Genomic DNA, 25,491 nt, shown 5'->3' with positions numbered 1-25,491 from the left:
TCAAAACGAACGGAAGGCACGCCTGAACAGGCGGTCTGGCTGTGATAGTTACTTAACTATTGTTAAGAAAGGCTTCATTAAGCCGCAGATAGGCAGCAATGGCAAGATGGTGCGGGGTCGGGTTAGGCGCTTTCCCTGCGGACGAAAGCTGGCGTCCGCCAGCCCGGCAGCAGAGGATCGGGTTTTACAGGGTTCTGCTGGTCGCCAGCGCCATTAAACGCGGATAAAAAACAAAAAACAGCGCTTCCAGCTGATCATAGTGTTGTGTGAAATCGTGGTAAGAGTCGCGCAGGGCCGCCAGGCGTGGACGGCGGCTGGCCATGCCGTGCAGCACCCGCTCCAGCCGCGCGGGCTGGGCATAATGCTCAAACCAGCGCTCGCGCCACATCACCGCGTTCAGTTCCTGAAACTCGATGGGGGTGTCTGCCAGTTGCGGCATGATTTCGCGCTCGGCGGCGGCAGAAAAGTGCACCAGCGTCTGGCCAGGCGTGAAGTGCTGCCAGTGCCGGGCCAGAAAATGGTCCCAGATGACGTCCAGCGTAATGGGTGCCACGCGATAGGTTTCAGCACGGAACAGCTGACGGGCGCTGCGCACTTCCGGCAACGCATCGGTCATCACATCCAGACGACGGTGCATCAGAATGCCGTCCGCGACGGGCGCAGACCAGTGCTGGTGCGGGTTGCCACGCACAAAATCGGCCATTAAATTGCCGAGTAAGGAGCTGTCGGCCAGCTTGGCCAGATGGAGATGAGCAAGAAAGTTCATGCCGCATTATAGGCTGAACTGCCTTTGCGCAGCCAGTTGTTCAGAATTGGTCGATTTTCCGCTAAACTGTGCCGCCTGTTTTTGCCTGAGAAAGAACTCTTTCATGCGTGTCGCCGATTTTGCTTTTGAACTGCCCGAATCCCTGATTGCTCACTATCCCCAGGCGCAGCGCAGCGGCTGTCGTCTGCTGTCGCTCGAGGGTCCCAGCGGGACGCTGTCGCACGGTGTGTTCACCGACGTGCTGGATAAGCTGAATCCGGGCGATCTGCTGGTGTTCAACAACACCCGTGTGATTCCGGCGCGCGTCTTTGGCCGCAAAGCCAGTGGCGGCAAAATCGAGATGCTGGTGGAGCGGATGCTTGACGACAAGCGTGTGCTGGCCCATGTGCGCGCCTCGAAAGCGCCGAAGCCGGGAGCAGAACTGCTGCTGGGCGAAGATGAGAGCGTGAAAGCGACGATGGTGGCGCGTCACGATGCGCTGTTTGAGATTGTGTTTGATGATGAGCGCGCGGTGCTCGACATCCTCAACAGCGTCGGCCATATGCCTCTGCCGCCTTATATCGACCGTCCGGATGAAGAGGCGGATCGCGAGTTGTATCAGACGGTTTACAGCGCCCGTCCGGGTGCCGTTGCGGCACCGACAGCCGGTCTGCATTTTGATGAACCGCTGCTGCAGGCGCTGAAAGAGAAGGGCATTGAGATGGCGTTTGTGACGCTGCATGTCGGTGCGGGAACCTTCCAGCCGGTGCGCGTCGACACCATCGAAGAGCATCACATGCATGCTGAATATGCCGAAGTGCCGCAGGAGGTTGTTGATGCGGTGCTGGCCTGTAAAGCACGCGGCAATAAAGTAGTCGCTGTCGGCACTACCTCTGTCCGTTCGCTGGAGAGCGCCGCTAAAGCGAGTCAGGATGCCCTGATTGCGCCGTTCTTCGACGATACCCAGATTTTTATCTATCCGGGCTATGAGTATCAGGTGATTGATGCGCTGATCACCAACTTCCATCTGCCCGAATCGACTCTGATTATGCTGGTCTCGGCGTTTGCCGGTTATCAGCACACCATGGCCGCGTACCGCGCAGCCGTGGCTGAGCAATATCGTTTCTTCAGTTATGGTGACGCGATGTTTATCAGCAAAAATCCGCAGGCGCCGCTGGAAAAAGTGGGCGACTGATTTATTAACCGATAGCCGGAATCGACTGAGAGCGACTGAAGGTTATCTGCATCGGACTGTTTCTCCGATGGAGGCTTTGTGAAATTTGAACTTGATACCACAGACGGGCGCGCACGCCGTGGCCGTCTGATTTTTGATCGCGGTGTGGTGGAAACCCCTGCATTTATGCCCGTTGGCACCTATGGCACCGTTAAAGGCATGACGCCGGAAGAAGTGCAGGAGACCGGCGCGCAGATCATTCTGGGCAATACCTTCCATCTCTGGCTGCGTCCGGGTCAGGAGATCATGAAACTGCATGGCGATCTGCATGACTTTATGCAGTGGAAAGGGCCGATCCTGACCGACTCCGGCGGCTTCCAGGTCTTCAGCCTGGGTGACATCCGTAAAATCACCGAAGCGGGCGTGCATTTCCGTAACCCGATCAACGGCGACCCGATCTTCCTCGATCCGGAAAAATCGATGGAGATTCAGTACGACCTCGGTTCCGACATCGTAATGATTTTCGATGAATGTACGCCCTATCCGGCGGACTGGGACTACGCCAAACGCTCGATGGAGATGTCGCTGCGCTGGGCGCAACGCAGTCGTGACCGTTTTGACAGCCTGGGCAATAAAAATGCGCTATTTGGCATTATTCAGGGCTCGGTTTACGAAGATTTACGAGATGTCTCGGTGAAAGGTCTGGTAGAGATTGGCTTTGATGGGTACGCTGTGGGCGGCCTGGCGGTGGGTGAGCCTAAGCAGGACATGCACCGTATTCTTGAGCACGTCTGTCCGCAGCTTCCGCAGGATAAACCGCGTTATCTGATGGGTGTCGGCAAGCCAGAAGATCTGGTTGAGGGCGTCCGTCGCGGCGTCGATATGTTTGACTGCGTGATGCCGACCCGTAATGCCCGAAATGGTCATCTGTTTGTGACTGAGGGTGTGGTGAAAATCCGCAACGCCAGATACAAAGATGACACTGCGCCACTGGATGCGGAGTGTGATTGTTACACCTGTCGCAATTATAGCCGCGCCTACTTGTATCATCTCGACCGTTGTAACGAAATACTGGGCGCGCGTCTGAACACTATCCACAATTTGCGCTATTACCAGCGCCTGATGGCAGGTTTACGCCAGGCCATCGAAGAGGGTAAATTAGAGCGCTTTGTAAACGAGTTCTACCAACGGACGGGCAAAGAAGTTCCGCCTTTAACGTCTGATAATTCATCAATGAGGGAAATTTAATGAGCTTTTTCATTTCTGACGCCGTGGCCGCAGCAGGCGCACCGTCTCAGGGAAGTCCGTATTCTCTGGTGATCATGCTGGTGGTGTTTGGTCTGATTTTCTATTTCATGATCCTGCGTCCGCAGCAGAAACGTGCGAAAGAGCACAAGAAGCTGATGGATTCTATCTCTAAGGGTGATGAAGTGCTGACCAGCGGTGGCCTTGTAGGCCGCGTAACAAAAGTCTCTGACACGGGCTACGTAGCTATCGCGCTGAATGACACCAATGAAGTCGTCATTAAACGTGATTTCGTCGCCGCCGTGCTGCCTAAAGGCACTATCAAGGCGCTGTAATTCTTTCTTCCCTAAGGGAACTGCCGTGTTAAATCGTTATCCTTTGTGGAAGTACGTGATGCTGGTCGTCGTGATTCTCGTCGGCCTGCTCTATGCGCTTCCCAACCTGTATGGTGAGGATCCGGCCGTTCAAATCACTGGTGCGCGCGGAAGCGCCGCCAGTGAGCAGACGTTGGATCAAATTCAGTCCGCATTAAAACAAGACAATATCCAGAGCAAATCTGTTGCGCTGGAAAATGGTGCGATTACCGCGCGCTTCAATAATACGGATGTGCAGTTACGCGCCCGTGAAGCAATCATGAAGGCGCTGGGTGAAAACTACGTTGTTGCGCTAAACCTCGCGCCAGCCACGCCTCGCTGGCTGTCGATGCTGTCAGCAGAACCGATGAAACTCGGTCTCGATCTGCGTGGTGGTGTGCACTTCCTGATGGAAGTGGACATGGACACCGCACTCGGCAAACTGCAGGAGCAGAATGCTGACTCGCTGCGTAGCGACCTGCGCACCAAAAGTATCCCTTACACCACCGTCAACAAAATCGCGAACTACGGCGTGGAAATTCGTTTCCGTGACGCAGCCAGCCGCGATGCGGCGATCTCCTGGCTGACCTCGCGTCATCAGGATCTGGTGATCAACAGCAGCGGCAGCGATGCCCTGCGTGCCACCATGAGCGATGCTCGTCTCAGCGAAGCGCGTGAATATGCGGTTCAGCAGAACATTACTATTCTGCGTAACCGTGTGAACCAGCTGGGCGTGGCCGAACCGCTGGTACAGCGTCAGGGTTCCGATCGCATCGTAGTTGAGTTGCCGGGTATTCAGGATACGGCACGCGCTAAAGAGATTCTGGGTGCAACGGCGACGCTGGAATTCCGTCTGGTAAACACCAGCGTGGATCCAACCGCAGCGGCCAGTGGTCGTGTACCGGGTGACTCTGAAGTTAAAGACATGCGTGATGGCCAGCCGGTGGTGCTCTACAAGCGGGTGATCCTGACCGGTGACCATATCACCGACTCGACTTCCAGCATGGATGAGTACAACCAGCCACAGGTGAACATTTCACTGGATGGCGCAGGCGGTAACATCATGTCGAACTTCACCAAGGACAACATCGGCAAGCCGATGGCGACCCTGTTTGTGGAGTACAAAGACAGCGGTAAAAAAGATGCCAACGGCCGTTCAATTCTGGTGAAACAGGAAGAGGTGATTAACGTCGCTAATATCCAGTCTCGTCTGGGGAACAGCTTCCGCATCACCGGTATCAACAACCCGAACGAAGCGCGTCAGCTCTCGCTGCTGCTGCGTGCCGGTGCGTTGATTGCGCCTATCCAGATTGTGGAAGAGCGTACTATCGGGCCGACCATGGGTCAGCAGAACATTACTCAGGGTCTGGAAGCCTGCCTGTGGGGTCTGCTTGCGTCGATCCTGTTTATGGTGGTGTTCTACAAGAAGTTTGGTCTGATTGCGACCAGCGCGCTGCTGGTTAACCTGGTGCTGATTGTCGGCATTATGTCGCTGTTGCCGGGTGCGACTCTGACCATGCCGGGTATTGCCGGTATCGTGTTAACGCTGGCGGTGGCGGTGGATGCCAACGTGCTGATTAACGAACGTATTAAAGAAGAGCTGCGTAACGGGCGCTCGGTTCAGCAGGCAATTCATGAGGGCTATAAAGGCGCCTTCTCCAGTATTGTCGATGCGAACGTGACCACCCTGATCAAAGTTATCATTCTTTATGCAGTCGGCACCGGTTCGATCAAAGGCTTTGCTATTACCACCGCAATTGGTATCGCAACCTCAATGTTCACCGCGATTGTCGGTACCCGTGCCATTGTTAACCTGGTTTACGGTGGCAAACGCATCAACAAGCTGTCTATCTGAGGAGTGCGTTGTGGCACAGGAATATAACATTGAGCAGTTGAACCACGGGCGTAAAGTCGTCGACTTTATGCGCTGGGATAAGCTGGCCTTCATCATTTCGGGACTGCTGATTCTCGCCGCGATTGCTATCGTGGGTGTGCGTGGTTTTAACTGGGGCCTCGATTTCACCGGTGGTACGGTGATTGAGATCGCGCTGGAAAAACCGGCCGATCTTGAAGTCCTGCGTGGCGATCTGGTGAAAGCGGGCTTTGACGAGCCGCTGGTGCAGAACTTTGGCAGCAGCCGTGACGTCATGGTGCGTATGGCACCGGTTACCGGCCCGGCGGGCACCGAGTTAGGCAATAAAGTGGTGTCGGTGATTAACCAGACCACCCAGCAGAATGCTACCGTTAAGCGTATTGAGTTCGTGGGGCCGAGTGTGGGCAGCGACCTGGCGCAGGCGGGTGCGATGGCGCTGTTGTCCGCGCTGATTGCGATTCTGATCTACATCGGTTTTCGCTTTGAGTGGCGTCTGGCGCTGGGTACCGTGCTGGCGCTGGCGCATGACGTGATCATCACCTGCGGCCTGCTGGCGCTGTTCCGCATTGAAATCGACCTGACGATTGTTGCCTCACTGATGTCGGTGATTGGCTACTCGCTTAACGATAAAATCGTGGTATCGGACCGTATTCGTGAAAACTTCCGCAAGATCCGTCGCGGCAGCTCTTACGATATTACTAACGTGTCACTGACCCAGACGTTAAGCCGTACGCTGATTACCTCGCTGACCACGCTGGCGATGATCCTCATCCTCTTCGTGTTTGGTGGTGCGCTGCTGAAAGGCTTCTCACTGACCATGCTGATTGGTGTGACGATTGGTACGATTTCATCGATTTATGTCTCTTCGGCGCTGGCGCTGAAGCTGGGCATGAAGCGTGAACATATGCTGGTGCAGAAAGTCGAGAAAGAGGGCGCCGATCAGCCTTCTATCCTGCCTTAATCGCCGCAGAGAAATAAAAACGGGCAGCCATGTGGCTGCCCGTTTTTATTGCACCTGTGATCAGGGTGCAGCAGGGGAGGTCTGGGCAGGTGCGTCGCCGGTGACGTTATGCACGCGGACATAACCTGATTGATCCGGTGCAAGACCGCTGAGTCGCAGCGGTATGCTCACCGAATGCTGGGGCAACAGCGAGGCAGGCACCGCTATCGTCTGACTCAGACTGCCGTTACTCAGTGGTTTACCGGTTGCCGGATCGAGTTCGCCCCAGTTCACCGTAGCGTGCAGGGCGGGCAAGGGGCGATCGTCCATTGACCGTACCGTCAGGGTTGTCCGCGAGCCGCTGGCTTCAGCGGTGACAGGTGAGAGCGTCAGTCGCAGCGTGCCGAGCTGGGTTTGCAGCGCCACCGGCGTGTTCGCCTGCGGGATCAGCCAGGCGCCTTGCTGCGAATGGCTGTTTAGCTGCCCCTGAATCTCCAGCGCGCTCGCCTGCGTGGTCAGGTGCTGCATCTGCTGAGTAAGCTGACTCACTTCCTGATGCAACTCTCTGACCTGCGGGTTGCTGGCGCTACTGCTGCAACCGCTCAGCGTCACCAGAGAGAGCGCCATCGGAACCCAAACCATCCTGCTCATAAGTTATCCTTGTCCGTTATTTTGGAATACGTAAAACCTGGCCAGGATAGATCTTATCAGGATGAGAGAGCATTGGCTTATTCGCTTCGAAAATCTTGTTGTATTCGTTGGCATTTCCATAAACCTGTTTGGAAATTGCGCTCAGCGTGTCGCCTTTTTTCACGGTGTAAAGTTCTGACTCGGCCGCGCTGTCTGTCACGGTCACCTTATCTTCCACTTTGGTGATGCCTGCAACGTTACCGGCTGCGATCAGAATCTTCTCTTTCAGCTCCTGGGAAAGGCCATCGCCCGTCACGGTCACGGTATCGCCATTGACCTTCACATCCACTTTGTCGCTGTCGGGTAAACCGAGTTTGTTGATGTGATCCTGCAGCTTTTTATTCTGGTCATCGCCGCCATTCACGGCATCCCATAATTTTTCACCAGCTTCTTTCACAAAATTAAACAGACCCATACAACCTCCAGTGTGTTAGTGGAACTACGCCGTCTTTCGGCTCTATAAGCGTAGACCCTTTTGCCGTCGCTGATATTTAACATCATTTATGCTGTGCGTGGTGGCACAGGAAAGGCACGGAAGAGATTTTGTTGATTCGCAGTTCGCGCTACACTGTCTGGCCCATCTCTCTCGCGTCAGGAAACGTCATGCATTGCCCATTCTGCTCCGCCGTGGACACCAAAGTGATTGATTCTCGTCTGGTTAGTGAAGGCTCTTCGGTGCGCCGCCGCCGCCAGTGTCTGATGTGTCATGAGCGTTTTACCACCTTCGAGGTGGCGGAACTGGTGATGCCACGCGTGGTGAAAAGCAATGACGTGCGCGAACCCTTTAATGAAGACAAAATGGCCAGCGGGATGATGAAAGCGCTTGAGAAGCGTCCGGTCAGTGCCGATGCGGTTGAAAGCGCCGTAAACCATATTAAAACCCAGCTGCGTGCCACCGGTGAACGTGAGATCCCCAGTAAGCTGATTGGCAATCTGGTGATGGATGAGCTGAAGAAGCTCGATAAAGTCGCCTACATCCGCTTTGCCTCGGTTTATCGCAGCTTTGAAGACATTCGTGATTTTGGCGAAGAGATCGCCCGGTTACAGGATTAAACCATGGATGAACTTTACATGGCGCGTGCGCTGGAACTGGCGCGACGCGGCCGCTTTACGACGATGCCGAACCCCAATGTGGGCTGCGTGATTGTGCGCGATGGCGAGGTGGTCGGTGAGGGCTGGCATCAGCGCGCCGGTGAACCGCATGCTGAAGTCCACGCCCTGCGCATGGCGGGCGAGAAAGCGCGTGGCGCAACCGCCTATGTCACGCTGGAGCCCTGCAGCCATCATGGCCGTACGCCACCCTGCTGTGATGCGCTGATCGCCGCTGGCGTTACCCGTGTCGTGGCCGCCATGCAGGATCCGAATCCGCAGGTGGCGGGTCGCGGACTGCACCGTCTGCATCAGGCGGGCATTGAGGTCAGCCACGGTCTGATGATGCCGGAAGCGGAGGCGCTGAATCGCGGTTTCCTCAAACGCATGCGCACTGGCTTCCCCTGGATCCAGCTCAAGCTGGGTGCGTCACTGGATGGCAGAACGGCAATGGCCAGCGGCGAAAGTCAGTGGATAACCTCGCCGGCAGCCCGTCGTGATGTGCAGCGCCTGCGTGCGCAGAGCGCCGCCATTCTCAGCAGCAGCGCCACGGTGCTGGCGGACGATCCTTCCCTGACGGTACGCTGGTCTGAACTCAATGCGGAGAGCCAGGCACTGCTTGATGAACAGCAACTGCGTCAGCCGGTGCGGGTGATTATCGACAGCCAGAATCGCGTGACGCCGCAGCATCGGCTCATTGAGCAGCCAGGCGAAACCTGGCTGATGCGTCATCAGCCCGATCAGCAGAGCTGGCCCGCTGACGTAACGCAAATCGCAGTTCCGCTGCGCGAACAGCAGCTGGACCTGGTGGCGATGATGATGCTGCTGGGACAGCGACAGATTAACAGCGTCTGGGTTGAAGCGGGCGCCACGCTGGCCGGTGCCCTGTTGCAGGCCGGACTGGCCGATGAACTGATTGTTTATCTGGCGCCTAAGCTATTAGGTCATGAAGGACGCGGGCTGTGTCAGCTGCCGGGACTGAGCCAGCTGGCTGACGCACCTGCCTTCCGTTTCAGTGATGTCCGCCAGGTCGGTGACGATTTACGCCTGACCCTGACACCACAATAACACGGTCGGAAAAGCGAGAGCACGCCGCCCAAGAGTATGATAGAATCCGCCCCCCTGCGCGGGGCCAACCAAACCCCTGAAAGGATAAGTATGAAAGTTATCGAAGCTGCTGTTGCAACGCCTGAGGCCAATGTTGCCATCGTTATCGCGCGTTTTAACAACTTCATTAATGACAGCCTGCTGGATGGCGCAGTTGATGCCCTGAAACGTATCGGCCAGGTCAAAGATGACAATATCACCGTAGTCTGGGTGCCTGGTGCATACGAACTGCCTCTGGCAGCACGTGCGCTGGCCAACACCGGCAAATATGATGCGATTATCGCACTCGGTACGGTTATTCGGGGTGGCACTGCGCACTTCGAATATGTGGCGGGTGAAGCCAGCTCCGGTATCGCCAGCGTTGCCATGAACAGCGAGATTCCTGTCGCGTTTGGCGTGCTGACCACTGAAAGCATCGAGCAGGCCATTGAGCGTGCCGGCACCAAAGCGGGTAACAAAGGTGCTGAAGCGGCTCTGACTGCGCTCGAAATGATCAACGTATTGAAAGCCATTAAAGCCTGATTTTTGTAAGGGGAATTTTGTGAAACCTGCTGCTCGTCGTCGCGCCCGTGAGTGCGCTGTTCAGGCGCTTTACTCCTGGCAGTTGTCGAATAACGACATTGCCGATGTGGAATACCAGTTTCTGGCGGAACAGGACGTCAAAGACGTCGACATTACCTACTTCCGCGAACTGCTGTCCGGTGTGGCGACCAACAGTGCGTATCTGGATGGACTGATGAAGCCCTATCTGTCGCGTCAGCTCGAAGAGCTGGGCCAGGTGGAAAAAGCTATCCTGCGCATCTCGCTGTATGAGCTGAGCAAACGTAATGATGTGCCTTATAAAGTGGCCATCAACGAAGGGATTGAGCTGGCGAAAGTCTTCGGTGCCGAAGACAGTCATAAATTTGTTAACGGCGTGCTCGATAAAGCCGGTCCACAAATTCGACCCAATCGCAAATAAACAAAAAGGCCGGCTTGCCGGCCTTTTTTCATGAAGGGTTAAGCGGAACGCAATTATGTCTTGTGGTGAATTTGAACTCATCGCACGCTACTTCAACCGCAGAACACGCAGCCGCCGTGATGTCGAACTCGGCATCGGTGACGATTGTGCGTTACTTAGCGTGCCGGAAAAACAGACGCTGGCGATCAGCACCGATACCCTGGTCGCGGGTGTGCACTTCTTACGGGATATCCATCCTGCCGATCTGGGTTACAAAGCCCTGGCTGTGAATCTCAGCGACCTTGCTGCCATGGGCGCCGATCCCGCATGGCTGACGCTGGCCTTAACGCTGCCGCAGGTCGATGAGAGCTGGCTCTCTGCCTTCAGCGAAAGCCTGTTTGAACTGCTGGAATATTACGACATGCAGCTGGTGGGCGGCGATACCACCCGTGGCCCGCTGAGCCTGACGCTGGCGATTCACGGTCTGGTGCCGCAGGGCCGCGCCCTGAAACGTTCAGGCGCGAAGCCGGGTGACTGGATTTACGTGACCGGTACGCTGGGTGACAGCGCGGCGGGCCTGGCGCTGCTGCAGCATCACTGCCGCATCAGCGATCCGGCGGTGCATGAAGCGCTGATTAAACGTCATCTGCGTCCTATGCCGCGCATTCTGCAGGGCCAGGCGCTGCGTTCGCTGGCCTCCTCAGCGGTGGATCTTTCCGACGGCCTGATTTCCGATCTCGGCCACGTGCTGAAAGCCAGCGGCTGTGGCGCACGGCTTAATCTGGATGCGTTGCCCCTTTCGGCTGCGCTGCGCGATCATTTCGACCCTGAGCAGGTATTGCGCTGGGCGCTGAGTGGCGGAGAAGATTACGAACTCTGCTTCACAGTGCCCGAGGTCAATCGCGGTGCGCTGGATGTGGCGCTGGGTCACCTGGGCGTGCCCTATACCTGCATCGGACAGATGGCACCGGAGTCGGAAGGCTTAACGCTGCTGGATAATGGCAAGCCCGCCACATTCCGTCATAAAGGGTTTGATCACTTTGATGCTAAATAACGACGTGGCGAAGAGTCGCCTGCGGATGAGCAATCCCTGGCATCTGCTGGCGACCGGTTTCGGCAGCGGATTAAGCCCGGTCGTGCCTGGCACCATGGGATCGCTGGCGGCGATTCCGTTCTGGTGGCTGATGACCTATCTGCCGCAGGATCTCTATTCGCTGGTGGTGCTGGTCGGTATCTGCGTTGGCGTCTATCTCTGCCATCGCACTGCCAAAGATATGGGCGTACACGATCACGGCAGCATTGTGTGGGATGAGTTTATCGGCATGTGGATTACGCTGATGGCGATTCCGGTTAACAGCTGGCAGTGGGTTCTGGGTGGCTTTGTGCTGTTCCGTATTCTTGATATGTGGAAGCCGTGGCCGATTCGCTGGTTTGATCGCAATGTGCATGGCGGCATGGGCATTATGGTGGATGACATTATTGCTGGCGTGATTTCCGCTGCCATGCTGTATGGCTTTGGGGTCTGGCTGGCGGGTTAACTGCCGGGACTCCTCATACAGCGACAGAAGGTGACGCCCGGGCAGGGCGTCTCCTTTCTCTGATTTTATTCGAATCCTACCGGCTGATGCGGCTGATAGACCTCTTCCAGCAGCGCAACTTCCTCGTCACTCAGCGTGACATCCACTGCCTTCACCAGATCCTCAAACTGCTCAGCACGCGACGCACCAATAATCGGTGCTGTGACGGCAGGCTTGCTCAGCAGCCAGGCCAGAGCCACCTGCGCCCGCGTTACACCTTTATCTTCCGCCACCTGCGCCAGCCGCTCTGCAATCACGGCATCATTCTCTTCAGTATTGTCATAGAGCGACGCCATGACTTTGTCAGAGGTGGAACGCGCGGTATTTTCCCCCCACGGGCGGGTCAGCTTACCGCGTGCCAGCGGACTCCACGGCAGCACGGCAATCTGCTCTTTCAGGCAGAGCGGATGCATTTCACGCTCCTCTTCGCGCTGAATCAGGTTGTACTGATCCTGCATGCTGACAAAGCGATGCCAGCCCTGTTCCGACTGCATCTGCAACGCCTGGGCAAACTGACTGGCGTGCATCGACGAGGCACCGATATAACGTGCTTTGCCAGACTGCACGACTTCATGCAGCGCTTCCAGCGTCTCTTCCAGCGGCGTCTCATAATCCCAGCGGTGAATCTGCAGCAGGTCGACATACTCCATGCCGAGGCGCTGCAGGCTGTCATCAATGGATTGCAGAATATTCTTGCGCGACAATCCCTGTGACAGATTGGTCAGCGGGAAATAGACTTTGGTGGCAACCACGATCTCTTCACGGCGGGCAAAGTCTTTCAGCGCCCGGCCCAGGATCTCTTCGCTGCTGCCATCTGAATAGCTGTTGGCGGTATCGAAAAAGTTGATCCCCGCGTTCAGCGCCTGCTGGATCAGCGGACGGCTGCTCGCTTCCGGCAGTGTCCAGGCATGGTTGCCGCGCGTGGGTTCGCCATAAGTCATGCAGCCAAGACAGAGACGCGACACCTGCAGATCGGTGGTACCCAGTTGAATCGTTTTCATGGTGGAGGCTCCTGCGAAAGTGGAAAGGTCTTAGCATAGCAGGATGTTGCGCTCCCCGAGGGGGGAGCGCAGCGAGGAGAGGTTACTGCGCCAGCCAGCGGGCGATCTGCTGCTGAATGCCCTCCGCGTCCAGCAGATAGTCATGACGCACTTCATCCTGCGTACCCTGCGGGATGAACTCATCAGGCAGACCGATGTTCAGCACCGGAACAGCCAGACGTTTCGCCATAACAAATTCATTAACGCCACTGCCGGCACCGCCTTTGATGGCACCTTCTTCCAGCGTAATCAGCGAGTCGTGCGTGGTGGCGAGCTCGGCAATCAGCGCCTCATCCAGCGGCTTCACAAAGCGCATATCGACCAGAGTCGCATTCAGCGCTTCCGCCGTGGCGGCCGCTTCCGGCAACAAAGTGCCGAAGTTCAGAATCGCCAGCTTTTCACCCTGACGTTTCACCACGGCTTTACCCAGCGGCAGGCTCTGCAGCGGTGCCAGTGGCGTACCGACACCGGTACCGCGCGGATAGCGCACTGCACTTGGACCATCCTGATAGTGATAGCCGGTGTAGAGCATCTGCCGACACTCATTTTCATCGCTGGGGGTCATGATCACCATATCCGGCACGCAGCGCAGATAGGCGAGATCAAACGCGCCCTGGTGAGTCTGACCATCCGCGCCAACAATACCACCGCGATCGATAGCAAACAGGACCGGCAGTTTCTGGATGGCGACGTCATGGATCAGCTGATCGTAGGCGCGCTGCAGGAAGGTGGAGTAGATAGCAACAATCGGTTTATAGCCGCCAATCGCCATACCGGCAGCGAAGGTCACTGCGTGCTGCTCGGCAATCGCCACATCGAAATATTGTTTCGGGAATTCGCGTGAGAAGGCCACCATGCCTGAGCCTTCGCGCATTGCTGGCGTAATCGCCATCAGTTTCGGATCGTCGGCGGCCATTTCGCACAGCCAGTTACCGAAGATTTTAGAGTAGCTCGGCAGGCCTTCCGCGCTTTTTGGCAGTTCGCCAATCGCCGGATCGAATTTAGGCACGGCGTGCCAGGCAATAGGATCTTCCTCTGCCGGGGCGTAGCCTTTGCCTTTCTTCGTCATGATATGCAGGAACTGCGGCCCTTTCAGGCTGCGCATGTTGCTCAGCGTATTGACCAGCGTCAGCACATCATGACCATCTACCGGGCCGATATAATTAAAGCCCAGCTCTTCAAACAGCGTACCCGGCACGACCATGCCTTTGAGATGCTCTTCGGTGCGTCTTACCAGCTCTTTGATCGGTGGCAGGCTGGTCAGCACACGCTTGCTGCCTTCGCGCAGTCGCGCGTAGGTTTTACCCGACAGGATCTGCGCCAGACGGTTATTCAGCGCACCGACGTTTTCGGAGATCGACATCTCGTTGTCGTTGAGGATCACCAGCATGTCCGGCTTGATATCACCGGCGTGGTTCATCGCCTCAAACGCCATGCCAGCGGTAATTGCGCCATCGCCAATAATACAGGCGGTGCGACGACCCTGACCTTCACGTTCTGCCGCCGCGGCCATGCCGAGACCGGCACTGATGGAGGTTGACGAGTGACCGACGCTCAATACGTCATATTCACTTTCGCCGCGCCATGGAAACGGGTGTACGCCATTTTTCTGACGAATCGTACCGATGCGATCGCGGCGACCAGTCAGAATTTTATGCGGATAAGCCTGATGACCCACATCCCATACCAGATGGTCAAAGGGGGTGTTATAGACATAATGCAGCGCGACCGTCAGTTCGACCACGCCCAGACCCGACGCAAAATGGCCGCTGGAGCGGCTTACACTGTCTAACAGATACTGACGCAGTTCATCACAGAGCGCAGGCAGCTTTTCTTTCGGCAGGGCGCGCAGCTCCTGAACCGTATTTGCCAGCGCCAGTGTCGGGTATTTAGCAATATCAAAACTCATCAGAGACTCATTATGGAAGTTATTTGTCGCGTTCAATTATGAAGCTCGCCAGCGCCTGCAGTGCTGTAGTGTTATAAGAGTGCGCAGCGAGCAATTCTAACGTATCAAGTGCTTCCTGATACAAATCCCGCGCTTTAGCTTGGGCATTTTCAAGGCCTAACAGTGAAGGATAGGTGCTTTTTCCCAGATGCTGATCGGCACCCTGGCGTTTTCCGATCACCGCTGTGTCACCGATCACATCCAGAATGTCGTCCTGCACCTGAAACGCGAGACCAATGGCCTCTGCATAACGGTCGAGCAGCGGCAGGGCTTCACGGCCAGCATCGCCCGCCGTTAAGGCGCCTAACCGCACCGCTGAACGGATCAACGCGCCGGTTTTATGGCGATGGATCTGCTCCAGCTGGTCGAGATCCACAGATTGACCTTCCGCCGCTAAATCAAGCGCCTGTCCGCCACACATGCCGGCCACGCCGCTGGCTTTCGCCAGTTCAGAGAGCATCATCAGACGATATTCAGCGCTGACACCGGGCATCGCTTCGTCGGCCAGAATTGAAAAGGCCAGCGTCTGCAGGGCGTCGCCCGCCAGAATCGCGGTATCTTCGCCATATTTAATGTGACAGGTTGGCTGCCCGCGACGCAGTGCATCATCGTCCATTGCGGGGAGATCGTCATGAATCAGAGAGTACGCATGAATGCATTCAACCGCGGCGGCGGGGGCATCCAGACTCGCCGGGTCGGCGTGGAGCATTTCGCCGGTAGCGTAGACCAGAAAAGGACGCAGGCGTTTACCGCCTAATAATGCCCCATAATGCATGGCATTCACCAGAGGAGAACTCTGAAAAGGAAGTGGCTCTATAAAACGCGTCAGCGCGCCATTAACCTGCTGCTGATACGCGTCGAGTAATCGGGCGAAATCCATTAGCTGTTTTCCGGCGTGAAAGCAGTGAGGTCGGCATCTTTATCATCGTTCAGCAGAATACGGACCCGCTGTTCAGCCTGCTGAAGCGTCTGCTGGCCAGTCCGCGCCAGCTGCACGCCGCGCTCAAATTCGTTCAGGGCTTCTTCCAGCGGCAGTTCACCACTTTCCAGACGGCTGACAATCTGCTCCAGCTGCTGCAATGACGTTTCAAAGCTGGCTGGCTGTTCGGCTTTTTTCGGCATATTTCGTGTCGACTCACGGTTGGGACATTATCTCGCAATCGGTCATGGTAGCTGAGACCCTATGATTAGCAAAATAATCAATGCGGCGGCTGATGAAGAAGCAGTCACCTGACAAAGGTGATATACTCCCGCGCCTCGGATGCGGTTGCGCCTTGCAGCCCGCAATTTTGTGATTTTACCAGCTAAGTGCTGCCTGTTTTAGCACTTATTTGCCCAACGAAGCTGTGTCGCCGCCATGAAGTTTATCATCAAGTTATTTCCTGAAATCACCATCAAGAGTCCGTCGGTGCGTTTGCGCTTTATCAAGATTCTTGCCAGCAATATCCGCAACGTCCTGAAAACCGTTAGCGACGAAATCGCCGTTGTGCGTCACTGGGATCACATTGAAGTGCGTTCGAAAAATCCGGTGCTGCGGGACATTATTCCCGATGAGCTGACGCGCATTCCGGGGATTCATCACGTTTTAGCGGTTGAAGATCGTGAGTACACCGATATTCATCACATCTTTGAACAGACTTTAGTGCAGTATCGCGACAGCCTTGAAGGGAAGAGCTTCTGCGTGCGTGTTAAGCGTCGTGGTAAGCATAGCTTCAGTTCACAGGATGTGGAGCGCTATGTTGGCGGTGGTCTGAATCAGCATATTGAAAGCGCCCGCGTACAGCTTAAAAACCCGGACGTGACGGTGAATCTTGAAGTTGAAGAGAATCGTCTGACGCTGGTGACTGCGCGCTATGAAGGTCTGGGCGGTTTCCCGATCGGCACGCAGGAAGATGTGCTGTCGCTGATTTCCGGTGGCTTTGACTCCGGCGTCTCCAGCTATATGCTGCTGCGTCGCGGCAGCCGCGTACATTACTGCTTCTTTAATCTTGGCGGTGCCGCCCATGAGATTGGCGTCCGTCAGGTTGCGCACTATCTGTGGAATCGTTTTGGTCGTTCACACCGCGTGCGGTTCGTGGCGATCAATTTTGAGCCGGTAGTGGGTGAGATCCTCGAAAAAGTGGATGACGGTCAGATGGGCGTGGTGCTGAAGCGCATGATGGTGCGTGCCGCCTCGACGATTGCTGAGCGCTACGGCGTGCAGGCGCTGGTTACCGGTGAAGCGGTGGGTCAGGTGTCGAGCCAGACGCTGACCAACCTGCGCCTGATTGATAACGCCTCTGATACGCTGATTCTGCGTCCGCTGATCTCTCATGACAAAGAGCACATCATCAGGATTGCCCGTGAGATTGGCACCGAAGATTTCGCCAGCACCATGCCGGAATATTGCGGTGTGATCTCAAAAAGCCCGACCGTGAAAGCGGTGAAAGAGAAGATCGAGGCTGAAGAGCAGAATTTCGACTTCACGATTCTGGATCGGGTCATTGAAGAGGCGACCAACGTCGATATCCGTACCATCGCTGAGCAGACAGAAGAGGAGGTGGTTGAAGTTGAGACCGTCGCCCTGCTGAGCGAGAACGACGTGGTGCTGGATATTCGCTCTATTGATGAGCAGGAAGAGAAGCCTCTGGCACTGAAAGCTACGGAAGTGAAATCGCTGCCGTTCTACAAACTCAGTACGCAGTTTGGCGATCTCGATCAGAACCGGACCTGGTTGCTCTACTGCGATCGTGGTGTGATGAGCCGTCTGCAGGCACTCTATCTGCATGAGCAGGGCTTTAAAAACGTGAAAGTCTACCGCCCGTAGTGACGCCTAAGAGCCAGTCAGCGCCTGTTCAGGTCTGACTGGCTGCATTGCTTAACACAGATCGTTTTAACTCAGTGTGTTTACGCCTGATAGTCATAAATGCCGGGAGCCAGCACCAGCTGTGCGGCAACCTCGCGCGCCATCTCTTTTCCTGCCAGCAGATCGATCAGCTTCAGCGCAAAATCCATTGCCGTGCCAGGCCCCTGGCTGGTCAGCAGATTGACGCGTGGATCCCAGACCACACGCCGCTCCATCCACTTGTCTGACGGAATGGTCTCTTTTAAGCCGGGAAAGCCGGTCATATTGCCGACCGGGAAGAGATCGTGGGGGATGAGTACCGTGCCTGCCGCGGCGCAGATAGCGGCGACGATCCTTTCATTGAGGTGAAACTGGCGTACCGTTTCGACTAACAGCGGACTGTCACGGAAGGTTTCGGCGCCTTTCAGGCCGCCGGGCAGGACGATGGCGGCGAAATCATTGTCGGCGACTTCGACCAGCGTTACGTCAGCCAGCAGACGAACTCCGCGTGAGCAGACGATCTCCCGGTTGCCGTCGCTTTCGACGCTGGCAGTGACAACGTTCAGCCCGGCCCGAACCAGCAGGTCGATGGTGGTGACAGCTTCGGTTTCTTCACTGCCATGTGCCAGGCAAACCAGCACTGATGCGTTCGCGGTCATAATGGGACTCCTTGCGTTTTACAATGTCATACAGACGGGTATTCTCCGTCAGCACCAGGCCGTGCGTCCGGGCGCGGCGCAGCAGAAAACCGCTGATATAGTCGATTTCGGTGAGACGCTGGGCGCGTATGTCCTGCAGCATCGAAGAGGTGTTGGCCGCGGTGCTTTCAATCACGTCGAAGATGATGTCCTGCAGGCTTTCGCTGGCAACGTTCTGACCTTCGCGCTCCATGACCCAGCTGATCTCTTCGCACAGTTGCGCGATCTGCTCCGGATAAGCGCGCAGGGCACCGTTCTGGCACTCATACTCCACGCTAAGCGGATTGATGATGCAGTTCACTGCCAGCTTGCGCCAGCAGGCCGCCCGGATGTTGTCATGCCAGGCGACATCAGGCAGGGCATGATGCAGGATGTCGGCGAGATCGCTGTAAGCGGCGCTTTTGCGGTTACCGGGGCCGATGTGGGTAATGCCACTGGCAATGTGTTTAATAACGGTGCCGTCGCGCATCGCCGCATGGGTAGTGACGCCGCGCAGCAGCGGCTGAGTCAGCCCTTTCAGCTCTTCCAGCGTCCCCATTCCATTGTGCAGCAGGAGCACCGGGCAGTTTTCTGGCAGCACGCTTTCCAGGTTTTTCACCGCGGGCGAGACCTGTGGTGCTTTGAGCGTAACCAGCAGCAGCTGGCTTTCTGCCAGAAACAGCGGATCGTTGGCGATAAACGTGCGGTTCGAAATGTTACCCTGTGGATCAATCACATTGGCTGAACAGTAGGGCTGCGGCACCCGCAACCATCCCTGCACCTCATGTCCCTGGCGGGCAAGGGTTGTCATCCAGATCTGACCCAGAGCGCCGCAACCTAACACGGTAATTTTCATGCTGCCTCCCGCTGGCGGGCTATCCATCTATTATTTACTGTCACACTTTCATTATAGCGTTGTGTGCAGCCTGATTTTATTTAGCACCTTAAGACGCGTATTATGCATGTCACTTTAGCGTCAGGAGAAGAAGAGATGCCATCTTTCGATATCGTTTCAGAAGTCGATCTGCAGGAAATTCGCAATGCGGTGGAAAATGCCAACCGTGAAGTGTCTACCCGCTTCGATTTCCGCAACGTGAGCGCCGAGTTTGAGCTCAACGAAAAGAATGAAACCATCAAAATCACCAGCGAGTCCGATTTTCAGGTTAAGCAGCTGGTGGATATTTTGCGTGAGAAGTTACTGAAGCGCGGGATTGAAGGCGGTGCTTTAGAGGTGCCGGAAGAGATTGAGCACAGCGGCAAAAGCTGGGCGGTCGATGCCAAACTGAAAAAAGGCATTGAAAGCGACGTGGCGAAGAAGCTGGTGAAGCTGATCAAAGACAGCAAGCTGAAAGTGCAGACCCAGATTCAGGGTGAAGCATTGCGTGTAACCGGCAAAGCGCGTGATGATTTGCAGGGTGCGATGGCAATCGTGCGCGGCAGCAATCTGGGGCAGCCATTCCAGTTTAAAAACTTCCGCGATTAAGCGGGGGCCAGCTGAATTTCAGCATGAATGCAGTGATAAAAACCCGGCTAAGGCCGGGTTTTTTGTTGTTGAGCGAAAGGTCGTCTGGATGATAGCGTTCTGGCTCAGGCTCCCATCGCCTTGGATTTATGAGTCGTCTGTAAGAAGGCTTGTCCGGGTTTGGCGCGGTTGAGCCTATTCTGGCCCCCTTGCTTTGAGTTTATAAGCTGTCTGAAACCAGGATTGAGTTGGATTTGAGCCTATTAACAGATTCAACTCCTGGGGGAACTTAGCAGCAACTCAAAAGCTCAGGGGCGCAGGGAACACGGTCAGAGGAGGAAAGCGTCCCGCGGCAGGGACGGCGCGGGCCGAGCGTGCCAGGGATGGCGGCTTTTGCGACTTTCCGATCTGACCGTGTTCCCTGAGCCAGCTCGATCCTGAAGCGAAACGAGCTAACGTTATCACTAAAATTTTTAAGCTAACAACTACCTAGCAGAGCTTCCAGCTCAGGGCGGCTGGTAACCTTGCTATCAATTTTGATGTAGGCGCTTTTCTCTTCGGGCACGATAAACACGGAGTTAACGCCCGGCTGCGCTTTCAGGCGCTGCTCCAGATTCGGCACGGCCAGTGCGGCATCACTCAGCACGATGCGCAGGCTGCTGACATAAGGCGGTTCCTGCATTGTCATGCTGACAAACAGCCAGGCTGCGGCCACCATCGCGCCAACCAGGAATACGGTCTGCGCATCGAAATGACCAAATACCCAGCCACCCATGCTGCCGCCAACGGCCACGCCCAGGAACTGGCTGGTGGAGTAGATCCCCATCGCCGTGCCTTTGTAGCCCGCAGGCGACTCTTTACTGATCAGCGAAGGCAGAATCGCTTCCATCAGGTTAAAGGCGAAGAAGAAGAGCTGAACACCCACTACCAGCGTCCAGAAATGTCCTTCCGCGCCCCACAATACGATCTCAGCAATGACAATCATCCCGACGCAGCCGACAAAGACACGCTTCATGCGGCGCTTCACTTCGGCATAAATGATGAAAGGTACTACGCCGGCAAAAGCGATCAGCATGGTGGAGAGATAGACTTTCCAGTGTTCGGGAGCCGGGAAGCCTGCCTGTTCAAACTGCCCCGGCAACGCGACAAAGCTCGACATCAGAAGGACGTGCAGGCAGAAAATACCGATATTGAGCTTCACCAGACGTGGGTTAGCCAGCACTTTGCGGAAGCTGCCTTTAACCATGCCTGACTCACGGTTCAGAACATGATGGGAGGCCGATGGCACCACCAGCAGAGTGATCACGATACCCAGCGACGCCAGAATCGCAATCATCCAGAACAGCGCATGCAGGCCCAGTGCGTGAGTAACAATCGGGCCGACCACCATGGCGATCGCGAAGGTAACGCCAAAACTGATGCCGATAAACGCCATCGCTTTGGTGCGGTTCTGCTCACGGGTTAAATCGGATAACAGCGCCATCACGGCAGCGGCAATCGCGCCTGAGCCCTGAAGGGCACGGCCCAGAATAATGCCCCAGATGGAGTCGGTGCAGGCAGCAATAATACTGCCCAGGACAAACAGCAACAGTCCGCCAACGATCAGCGGCTTACGCCCGATGCGATCGGAAAGCAGACCAAAAGGAATCTGAAATATCGCCTGGGCAAGGCCATAAATGCCGATTGCCAGGCCAATTAAGGTTTCACTCGCGCCCTGTAATGCCATGCCATAAGTGGTCAGTACCGGCAGGACCATAAACATTCCCAGCATGCGCAGGGAAAAGACCGTACCGAGGCCCCATGTGGCGCGCAGCTCCACCGGAGTCATTTTATTATCGTTCATTCCAACCTCTGTTAATGTGCTGCATTCATTCTAGGGGGCGGGGCAGGGCGGGTAAAACAATAGTTTTTAAGCAGTGGTAACAAAAAGAAAGGGCGCGAAAATCGCGCCCTTTTCATGCTGTATCGGTGCCGGTTACCAGACGTAAGTCAGCAGGTCCTTCGAGGCCGGAGCCATCGAATCCACCGACATCATCACGCTCAGTGCGGTGATGGTCACGATAGAGAAGACAAACAGTTTACGTGCCCAGACACGGTCATCAGCGGTTTTATAACCCGATAACGCCATGCCCAGCCACCAGACGCTGACCGCAGCAGCCACCACCAGATATTTGTAGCCCGCGTAGCCTCCCAGCGTCAGCATCAGCGTGGCAATCATAAACGCCAGGATATAGAGCGTAATATGATTTTTAGCCACGGAAATGCCTTTCACCACCGGCAGAACCGGGATGTTCGCTGCCTGGTAATCTTTAAAGCGGAAGATGGCAATCGCGTACGAGTGCGGCATCTGCCACAGGCTAAAGATCGCCAGCAGGATTAGTGCGCCAGCATCAAACTGGTTAGAGACCGCGCAGTAGCCGATAACCGGCGGCGCAGCACCCGACAGACTGCCAATCAGCGTACCGTAAACGGAATTACGCTTCATGTAGAGACTGTAGATGCCCACGTACACCACGAAGCCCATCACCGCCAGCCACATGGCCAGCGGATTAGCACCGAAGTAGAGCAACGCAAAGCCAGCAATACCCAGCACAGTGGCATAAACCAGGCTTACTTTCGCGGAGATGAGGCCTTTTACCAGCACCCGATTCCTGGTTCTCTCCATCTTGATGTCAATGTCGCGGTCGATCACGTTGTTAAACACACAACCGGATGCAACCACCAGTGACACGCCCACCAGGGTGATGAGAAACAGGGCGTAATCCGTGTTGCCTTTGGAAGCCAACAGAAATCCGCCGATCACAGAAATTAAATTCCCGAAAATAATTCCTGGTTTTGTAACTTGCAGGTATTGCTTAAACATTACGCGTGACTCTTTAGTGAGGCATCATGTTGTAGTTGAGGTTCCACATGATCCACAGTGAGCCTACTACGACAATCAGGATGATGATGGCCGAGAAGACAATGGCTACCATGTTCCAGCCACCCTCAGATTTGCTGTCTAAGTGCAGGAAGTAGACCAGGTGAACCAGCACCTGAATTACCGCACATACCAGAACAACACCAAGGATAGTACCGTGAGATGCACTGCCATCCATTACCATCCAGAACGGGATCGCCGTCAGGATGATAGAGAGGATGAAGCCGATCATGTAGGACTTCACGCTACCGTGTGAAGCGCCATGTTCGTTAACAGAATGACTCATTACATGGCTCCCATCAGGTAAACAACGGTGAAGACGCAAATCCAGACCACGTCCAGGAAGTGCCAGAACAGGCTCAGACACATGATACGGGTGCGGTTAGTCGCGTTCAGGCCACGTTTGGAAATCTGGAACATCAGAACCAGCATCCAGATCAGACCTGAGGTCACGTGCAGACCGTGGGTACCGACCAGCGTAAAGAAGCCAGACAGGAAGCCACTGCGATCCGGACCAAAGCCTTCAGCAATCAGATGATGGAATTCATAGATTTCCATTCCGATGAAGCCCAGACCGAACAGGAAGGTCAGCGCCAGCCAGCCGATAACGGCACCTTTTTGCTCCTTGTTCATGGAGATAACAGCCATGCCGTAAGTGATCGAACTCAACAGCAGCAGGGCGGTTTCTACCAGAACAAACGGCAGCTCAAAGATATCTTTACCTGCCGGGCCACCGGCAGTGTTGTTGACCATGACAGCATAGGTCGCAAACAGGGTTGCGAAGATAATGCAGTCACTCATCAGGTAGATCCAGAAGCCAAAGACTTTATTGGCTCCTGCATCGTGATGCCCATGCTCCGCATGGGCGTCGTGGTGATGTTTAATCAGAGTTTCAGTTGACATTATTTCAGACCTGCTTTGCTGATTTCGTCAAAGTGCTGGTTCTCAATCTTCTGAACTTCGGCAACCGGAACGTAGTAATCCACGTCTTCGTCGAAGCTCTTCACGATCCAGGAAACGATCATGCCGAGGAATGAAACACCCGCCAGCCACCAGATATGCCAGATCAGCGCGAAACCCATTACCGTTGCAAATGCGCAGATGATAATTGCGGCACCGCTGTTTTTCGGCATATGAATCTCTTCATAAGATTCCGGCTGTTTGTACGCTTCGCCTTTCTCTTTCATTTCCCAGAAAGCGTCACGCTCATGCACATGCGGGATGACAGCAAAGTTATAGAACGGTGGTGGTGAAGAGGTTGCCCACTCCAGCGTACGACCGCCCCATGGGTCACCCGTCACATCACGGTTCTGATCGCGGTCACGTACCGAGACGTAGAACATGGTCAGCTGACACAGAATACCCAGCGCAATCAGACCAGCACCGCCCGCAGCTACCACCAGTAAGGTGTGGAACTGTGGATCGATATCCTGGCTCAGACGACGTGTCATACCCATGAAGCCCAGTGCGTACAGCGGCATAAAGGCAACGAAGAAGCCAATGATCCAGAACCAGAATGCGCGCTTGCCCCAGGTTTCGTTCAGGGTGAAGCCAAATGCTTTCGGGAACCAGTAGGTCACGCCCGCCATACAACCGAACACCACACCACCGATGATAACGTTATGGAAGTGTGCAATCAGGAACAGGCTGTTGTGCAGAATAAAGTCAGCACCCGGAACGGCCAGCAGTACGCCGGTCATACCCCCTACAGAGAAGGTTACCAGGAAGCCAACGGTCCACAGCATGGCAGAGTGCATCTGAATGCGGCCCTGATACATGGTGAACAGCCAGTTAAAGATTTTAACCCCGGTCGGAATCGCGATGATCATCGTCATGATACCGAAGAAGGCGTTAACGTTGGCACCTGCACCCATGGTGAAGAAGTGGTGCAACCAGACGATAAACGACAGCACGGTAATGGCGATGGTCGCCCAAACCAGTGAGGTATAACCAAACAGACGTTTTTTGGAGAAGGTCGCGGTAATTTCTGCGAACACACCAAACACCGGCAGTACCAGGATATACACTTCCGGATGGCCCCAGACCCAGATCAGGTTGACGTACATCATCATGTTCCCGCCCATTTCATTGGTGAAGAAATGGAAGCCGAGATAACGATCAAGGGTCAACAGCGCCAGGGTCACGGTCAGAACCGGGAACGCAGCGATGATCAGGACGTTGGTGCACAGCGCGGTCCAGGTAAATACCGGCATTTTGAACAGGCTCATGCCCGGTGCACGCATCTTCAGGATGGTCACGAAGAAGTTAATACCGGTTAAGGTCGTACCAATACCTGAAAGCTGAAGGCTCCAGATCCAGTAATCGACCCCGACCCCGGGACTGTACTCCGCGCCGGAAAGCGGCGGATAAGCCAGCCAGCCGGTCTGTGCGAACTCGCCCACACCCAGAGACAGGTTAACCAGGATCACACCGACCGCAGTAAACCAGAAGCTCAGGTTGTTCAGGAACGGGAACGCAACGTCACGTGCACCAATCTGCAACGGAACCGCGATGTTCATCAGGCCAACCACGAACGGCATCGCCACGAAGAAGATCATAATCACGCCATGCGCGGTAAAGATCTGGTCGTAGTGGTGCGGTGGCAGAATGCCCGCTTCACCGGCCGAAGCCATAACCTGCTGGGTACGCATCATAATGGCATCAGCGAAACCACGAATCAGCATGACGAACGCCATGATGATGTACATGATACCCAGGCGTTTGTGGTCGACTGACGTCAGCCATTCAGACCACAAATATTTCCACTTACCAAAATAGGTGAGCGCAGCAACCAGCGCTGCACCACCTATCAGGATAGCGGCAACCGTAACCATGATAATCGGCTCATGGTACGGCACTGCATCAAGTGTTAATTTTCCGAACATCG

The 25,491-nt window shown here is 55.4% G+C and carries 27 protein-coding genes; 13 read left to right on the top strand and 14 right to left on the bottom strand.

Features of this window, described 5'->3' with window-relative positions; translation table 11 throughout:
- Positions 1-184 precede the first annotated feature (184 nt).
- Complete coding sequence (locus tag ACR8BN_RS14600; RefSeq protein WP_022626127.1) at positions 185-766, bottom strand: ACP phosphodiesterase; 582 nt, start codon at positions 764-766, stop codon at positions 185-187.
- A gap of 103 nt (positions 767-869) precedes the next feature.
- On the opposite strand from ACR8BN_RS14600, the gene queA reads away from it, so the two are divergent.
- The 5 genes from queA to secF all read left to right on the top strand — a co-directional run bounded on the left by queA (position 870) and on the right by secF (position 6,351).
- On the top strand, positions 870-1,940 hold the full coding sequence (gene queA, locus ACR8BN_RS14595) for a tRNA preQ1(34) S-adenosylmethionine ribosyltransferase-isomerase QueA (protein WP_031592197.1): 1,071 nt from the start codon (positions 870-872) through the stop codon (positions 1,938-1,940).
- A 78-nt stretch (positions 1,941-2,018) separates the two neighbouring features.
- Positions 2,019-3,167 (top strand): tRNA guanosine(34) transglycosylase Tgt, encoded by a 1,149-nt coding sequence (tgt, locus tag ACR8BN_RS14590; RefSeq protein ID WP_010255351.1) that lies wholly within the window; start codon positions 2,019-2,021, stop codon positions 3,165-3,167.
- Complete coding sequence (yajC, locus tag ACR8BN_RS14585) at positions 3,167-3,499, top strand: preprotein translocase subunit YajC (protein WP_010255353.1); 333 nt, start codon at positions 3,167-3,169, stop codon at positions 3,497-3,499. The genes tgt and yajC overlap by 1 nt, the downstream gene beginning before the upstream one ends.
- A gap of 25 nt (positions 3,500-3,524) precedes the next feature.
- Positions 3,525-5,372 carry a protein translocase subunit SecD gene (gene secD / locus ACR8BN_RS14580; RefSeq protein WP_010671195.1) on the top strand — a complete coding sequence of 616 codons (1,848 nt, stop codon included), beginning with the start codon at positions 3,525-3,527 and terminating at the stop codon, positions 5,370-5,372.
- A gap of 10 nt (positions 5,373-5,382) precedes the next feature.
- Positions 5,383-6,351, top strand: a complete 969-nt coding sequence (gene secF, locus ACR8BN_RS14575; RefSeq protein WP_010255357.1) for a protein translocase subunit SecF — start codon at positions 5,383-5,385, stop codon at positions 6,349-6,351.
- Between the two features lie 60 nt (positions 6,352-6,411).
- Here secF and ACR8BN_RS14570 read toward each other — a convergent pair whose 3' ends face one another.
- Both ACR8BN_RS14570 and lysM read right to left on the bottom strand, forming a co-directional pair.
- The gene (locus ACR8BN_RS14570; protein ID WP_182686345.1) at positions 6,412-6,981 is read right to left on the bottom strand and encodes a DUF3251 domain-containing protein; all 570 of its coding nucleotides are present in this window, start codon (positions 6,979-6,981) and stop codon (positions 6,412-6,414) included.
- 16 nt (positions 6,982-6,997) lie between these two features.
- Positions 6,998-7,435: a peptidoglycan-binding protein LysM gene (gene lysM / locus ACR8BN_RS14565; protein ID WP_010671197.1), complete on the bottom strand. Its 438-nt coding sequence runs from the start codon at positions 7,433-7,435 to the stop codon at positions 6,998-7,000.
- Positions 7,436-7,623: 188 nt separating this feature from the next.
- Between lysM and nrdR the strand changes: the two genes are divergently transcribed.
- From nrdR to pgpA, 6 genes are all read left to right on the top strand, one after another.
- Positions 7,624-8,073 carry a transcriptional regulator NrdR gene (gene nrdR / locus ACR8BN_RS14560; protein ID WP_009091750.1) on the top strand — a complete coding sequence of 150 codons (450 nt, stop codon included), beginning with the start codon at positions 7,624-7,626 and terminating at the stop codon, positions 8,071-8,073.
- Positions 8,074-8,076: 3 nt separating this feature from the next.
- Positions 8,077-9,177 (top strand): bifunctional diaminohydroxyphosphoribosylaminopyrimidine deaminase/5-amino-6-(5-phosphoribosylamino)uracil reductase RibD, encoded by a 1,101-nt coding sequence (ribD, locus tag ACR8BN_RS14555; protein WP_208443812.1) that lies wholly within the window; start codon positions 8,077-8,079, stop codon positions 9,175-9,177.
- A 90-nt stretch (positions 9,178-9,267) separates the two neighbouring features.
- A complete protein-coding gene (gene ribH / locus ACR8BN_RS14550) occupies positions 9,268-9,738 on the top strand; it encodes a 6,7-dimethyl-8-ribityllumazine synthase (RefSeq protein ID WP_010255369.1) in 471 nt (156 codons plus the stop codon).
- A 19-nt stretch (positions 9,739-9,757) separates the two neighbouring features.
- Positions 9,758-10,177 carry a transcription antitermination factor NusB gene (nusB, locus tag ACR8BN_RS14545; RefSeq protein ID WP_010255372.1) on the top strand — a complete coding sequence of 140 codons (420 nt, stop codon included), beginning with the start codon at positions 9,758-9,760 and terminating at the stop codon, positions 10,175-10,177.
- 55 nt (positions 10,178-10,232) lie between these two features.
- The gene (thiL, locus tag ACR8BN_RS14540; RefSeq protein ID WP_010255374.1) at positions 10,233-11,210 is read left to right on the top strand and encodes a thiamine-phosphate kinase; all 978 of its coding nucleotides are present in this window, start codon (positions 10,233-10,235) and stop codon (positions 11,208-11,210) included.
- Entirely contained in the window at positions 11,200-11,694 is a 495-nt protein-coding gene (gene pgpA / locus ACR8BN_RS14535; protein ID WP_031293112.1) for a phosphatidylglycerophosphatase A, read from the top strand. Before thiL ends, pgpA begins: the two co-directional genes overlap by 11 nt.
- Positions 11,695-11,759: 65 nt before the next feature.
- Here the strand turns inward: pgpA and ACR8BN_RS14530 are convergent, their stop codons facing one another.
- From ACR8BN_RS14530 to xseB, 4 genes are all read right to left on the bottom strand, one after another.
- Positions 11,760-12,734, bottom strand: a complete 975-nt coding sequence (locus ACR8BN_RS14530) for an aldo/keto reductase (protein WP_031592194.1) — start codon at positions 12,732-12,734, stop codon at positions 11,760-11,762.
- Positions 12,735-12,816: 82 nt separating this feature from the next.
- Positions 12,817-14,682, bottom strand: coding sequence for a 1-deoxy-D-xylulose-5-phosphate synthase (dxs, locus tag ACR8BN_RS14525; protein ID WP_425032600.1), 1,866 nt, complete (start codon positions 14,680-14,682; stop codon positions 12,817-12,819).
- A 19-nt stretch (positions 14,683-14,701) separates the two neighbouring features.
- Positions 14,702-15,601, bottom strand: coding sequence for a (2E,6E)-farnesyl diphosphate synthase (ispA, locus tag ACR8BN_RS14520; RefSeq protein WP_031592192.1), 900 nt, complete (start codon positions 15,599-15,601; stop codon positions 14,702-14,704).
- Complete coding sequence (gene xseB / locus ACR8BN_RS14515) at positions 15,601-15,843, bottom strand: exodeoxyribonuclease VII small subunit (protein WP_010255382.1); 243 nt, start codon at positions 15,841-15,843, stop codon at positions 15,601-15,603. The genes ispA and xseB overlap by 1 nt, the downstream gene beginning before the upstream one ends.
- A gap of 235 nt (positions 15,844-16,078) precedes the next feature.
- On the opposite strand from xseB, the gene thiI reads away from it, so the two are divergent.
- Positions 16,079-17,527 (top strand): tRNA uracil 4-sulfurtransferase ThiI, encoded by a 1,449-nt coding sequence (gene thiI, locus ACR8BN_RS14510; RefSeq protein ID WP_022626121.1) that lies wholly within the window; start codon positions 16,079-16,081, stop codon positions 17,525-17,527.
- Between the two features lie 80 nt (positions 17,528-17,607).
- On the opposite strand, the gene yajL is transcribed toward thiI, so the two are convergent.
- Together yajL and panE are read right to left on the bottom strand one after the other, a co-directional pair.
- A complete protein-coding gene (gene yajL, locus ACR8BN_RS14505) occupies positions 17,608-18,204 on the bottom strand; it encodes a protein deglycase YajL (RefSeq protein ID WP_031592188.1) in 597 nt (198 codons plus the stop codon).
- Complete coding sequence (panE, locus tag ACR8BN_RS14500; protein ID WP_033756769.1) at positions 18,158-19,078, bottom strand: 2-dehydropantoate 2-reductase; 921 nt, start codon at positions 19,076-19,078, stop codon at positions 18,158-18,160. The genes yajL and panE overlap by 47 nt, the downstream gene beginning before the upstream one ends.
- 135 nt (positions 19,079-19,213) lie before the next feature.
- Between panE and ACR8BN_RS14495 the strand changes: the two genes are divergently transcribed.
- Complete coding sequence (locus ACR8BN_RS14495; protein ID WP_003852530.1) at positions 19,214-19,705, top strand: YajQ family cyclic di-GMP-binding protein; 492 nt, start codon at positions 19,214-19,216, stop codon at positions 19,703-19,705.
- 457 nt (positions 19,706-20,162) lie between these two features.
- Here ACR8BN_RS14495 and ACR8BN_RS14490 read toward each other — a convergent pair whose 3' ends face one another.
- The 5 genes from ACR8BN_RS14490 to cyoB all read right to left on the bottom strand — a co-directional run bounded on the left by ACR8BN_RS14490 (position 20,163) and on the right by cyoB (position 25,489).
- A complete protein-coding gene (locus tag ACR8BN_RS14490; protein ID WP_010255391.1) occupies positions 20,163-21,527 on the bottom strand; it encodes an MFS transporter in 1,365 nt (454 codons plus the stop codon).
- A gap of 132 nt (positions 21,528-21,659) precedes the next feature.
- Positions 21,660-22,547: a heme o synthase gene (cyoE, locus tag ACR8BN_RS14485; RefSeq protein WP_010255394.1), complete on the bottom strand. Its 888-nt coding sequence runs from the start codon at positions 22,545-22,547 to the stop codon at positions 21,660-21,662.
- 13 nt (positions 22,548-22,560) lie between these two features.
- Positions 22,561-22,890 carry a cytochrome o ubiquinol oxidase subunit IV gene (locus ACR8BN_RS14480; RefSeq protein WP_008924889.1) on the bottom strand — a complete coding sequence of 110 codons (330 nt, stop codon included), beginning with the start codon at positions 22,888-22,890 and terminating at the stop codon, positions 22,561-22,563.
- Positions 22,890-23,507: a cytochrome o ubiquinol oxidase subunit III gene (locus ACR8BN_RS14475; protein WP_009091720.1), complete on the bottom strand. Its 618-nt coding sequence runs from the start codon at positions 23,505-23,507 to the stop codon at positions 22,890-22,892. The genes ACR8BN_RS14480 and ACR8BN_RS14475 overlap by 1 nt, the downstream gene beginning before the upstream one ends.
- Entirely contained in the window at positions 23,507-25,489 is a 1,983-nt protein-coding gene (gene cyoB, locus ACR8BN_RS14470) for a cytochrome o ubiquinol oxidase subunit I (protein ID WP_010255400.1), read from the bottom strand. Before cyoB ends, ACR8BN_RS14475 begins: the two co-directional genes overlap by 1 nt.
- Positions 25,490-25,491: the final 2 nt, after the last annotated feature.

Origin of the sequence: Pantoea sp. Lu_F5_004, from assembly GCF_051136245.1 — a bacterium.
Classification (GTDB): domain Bacteria; phylum Pseudomonadota; class Gammaproteobacteria; order Enterobacterales; family Enterobacteriaceae; genus Pantoea; species Pantoea agglomerans.
This window is presented reverse-complemented; position numbering and strand designations above follow the sequence as displayed.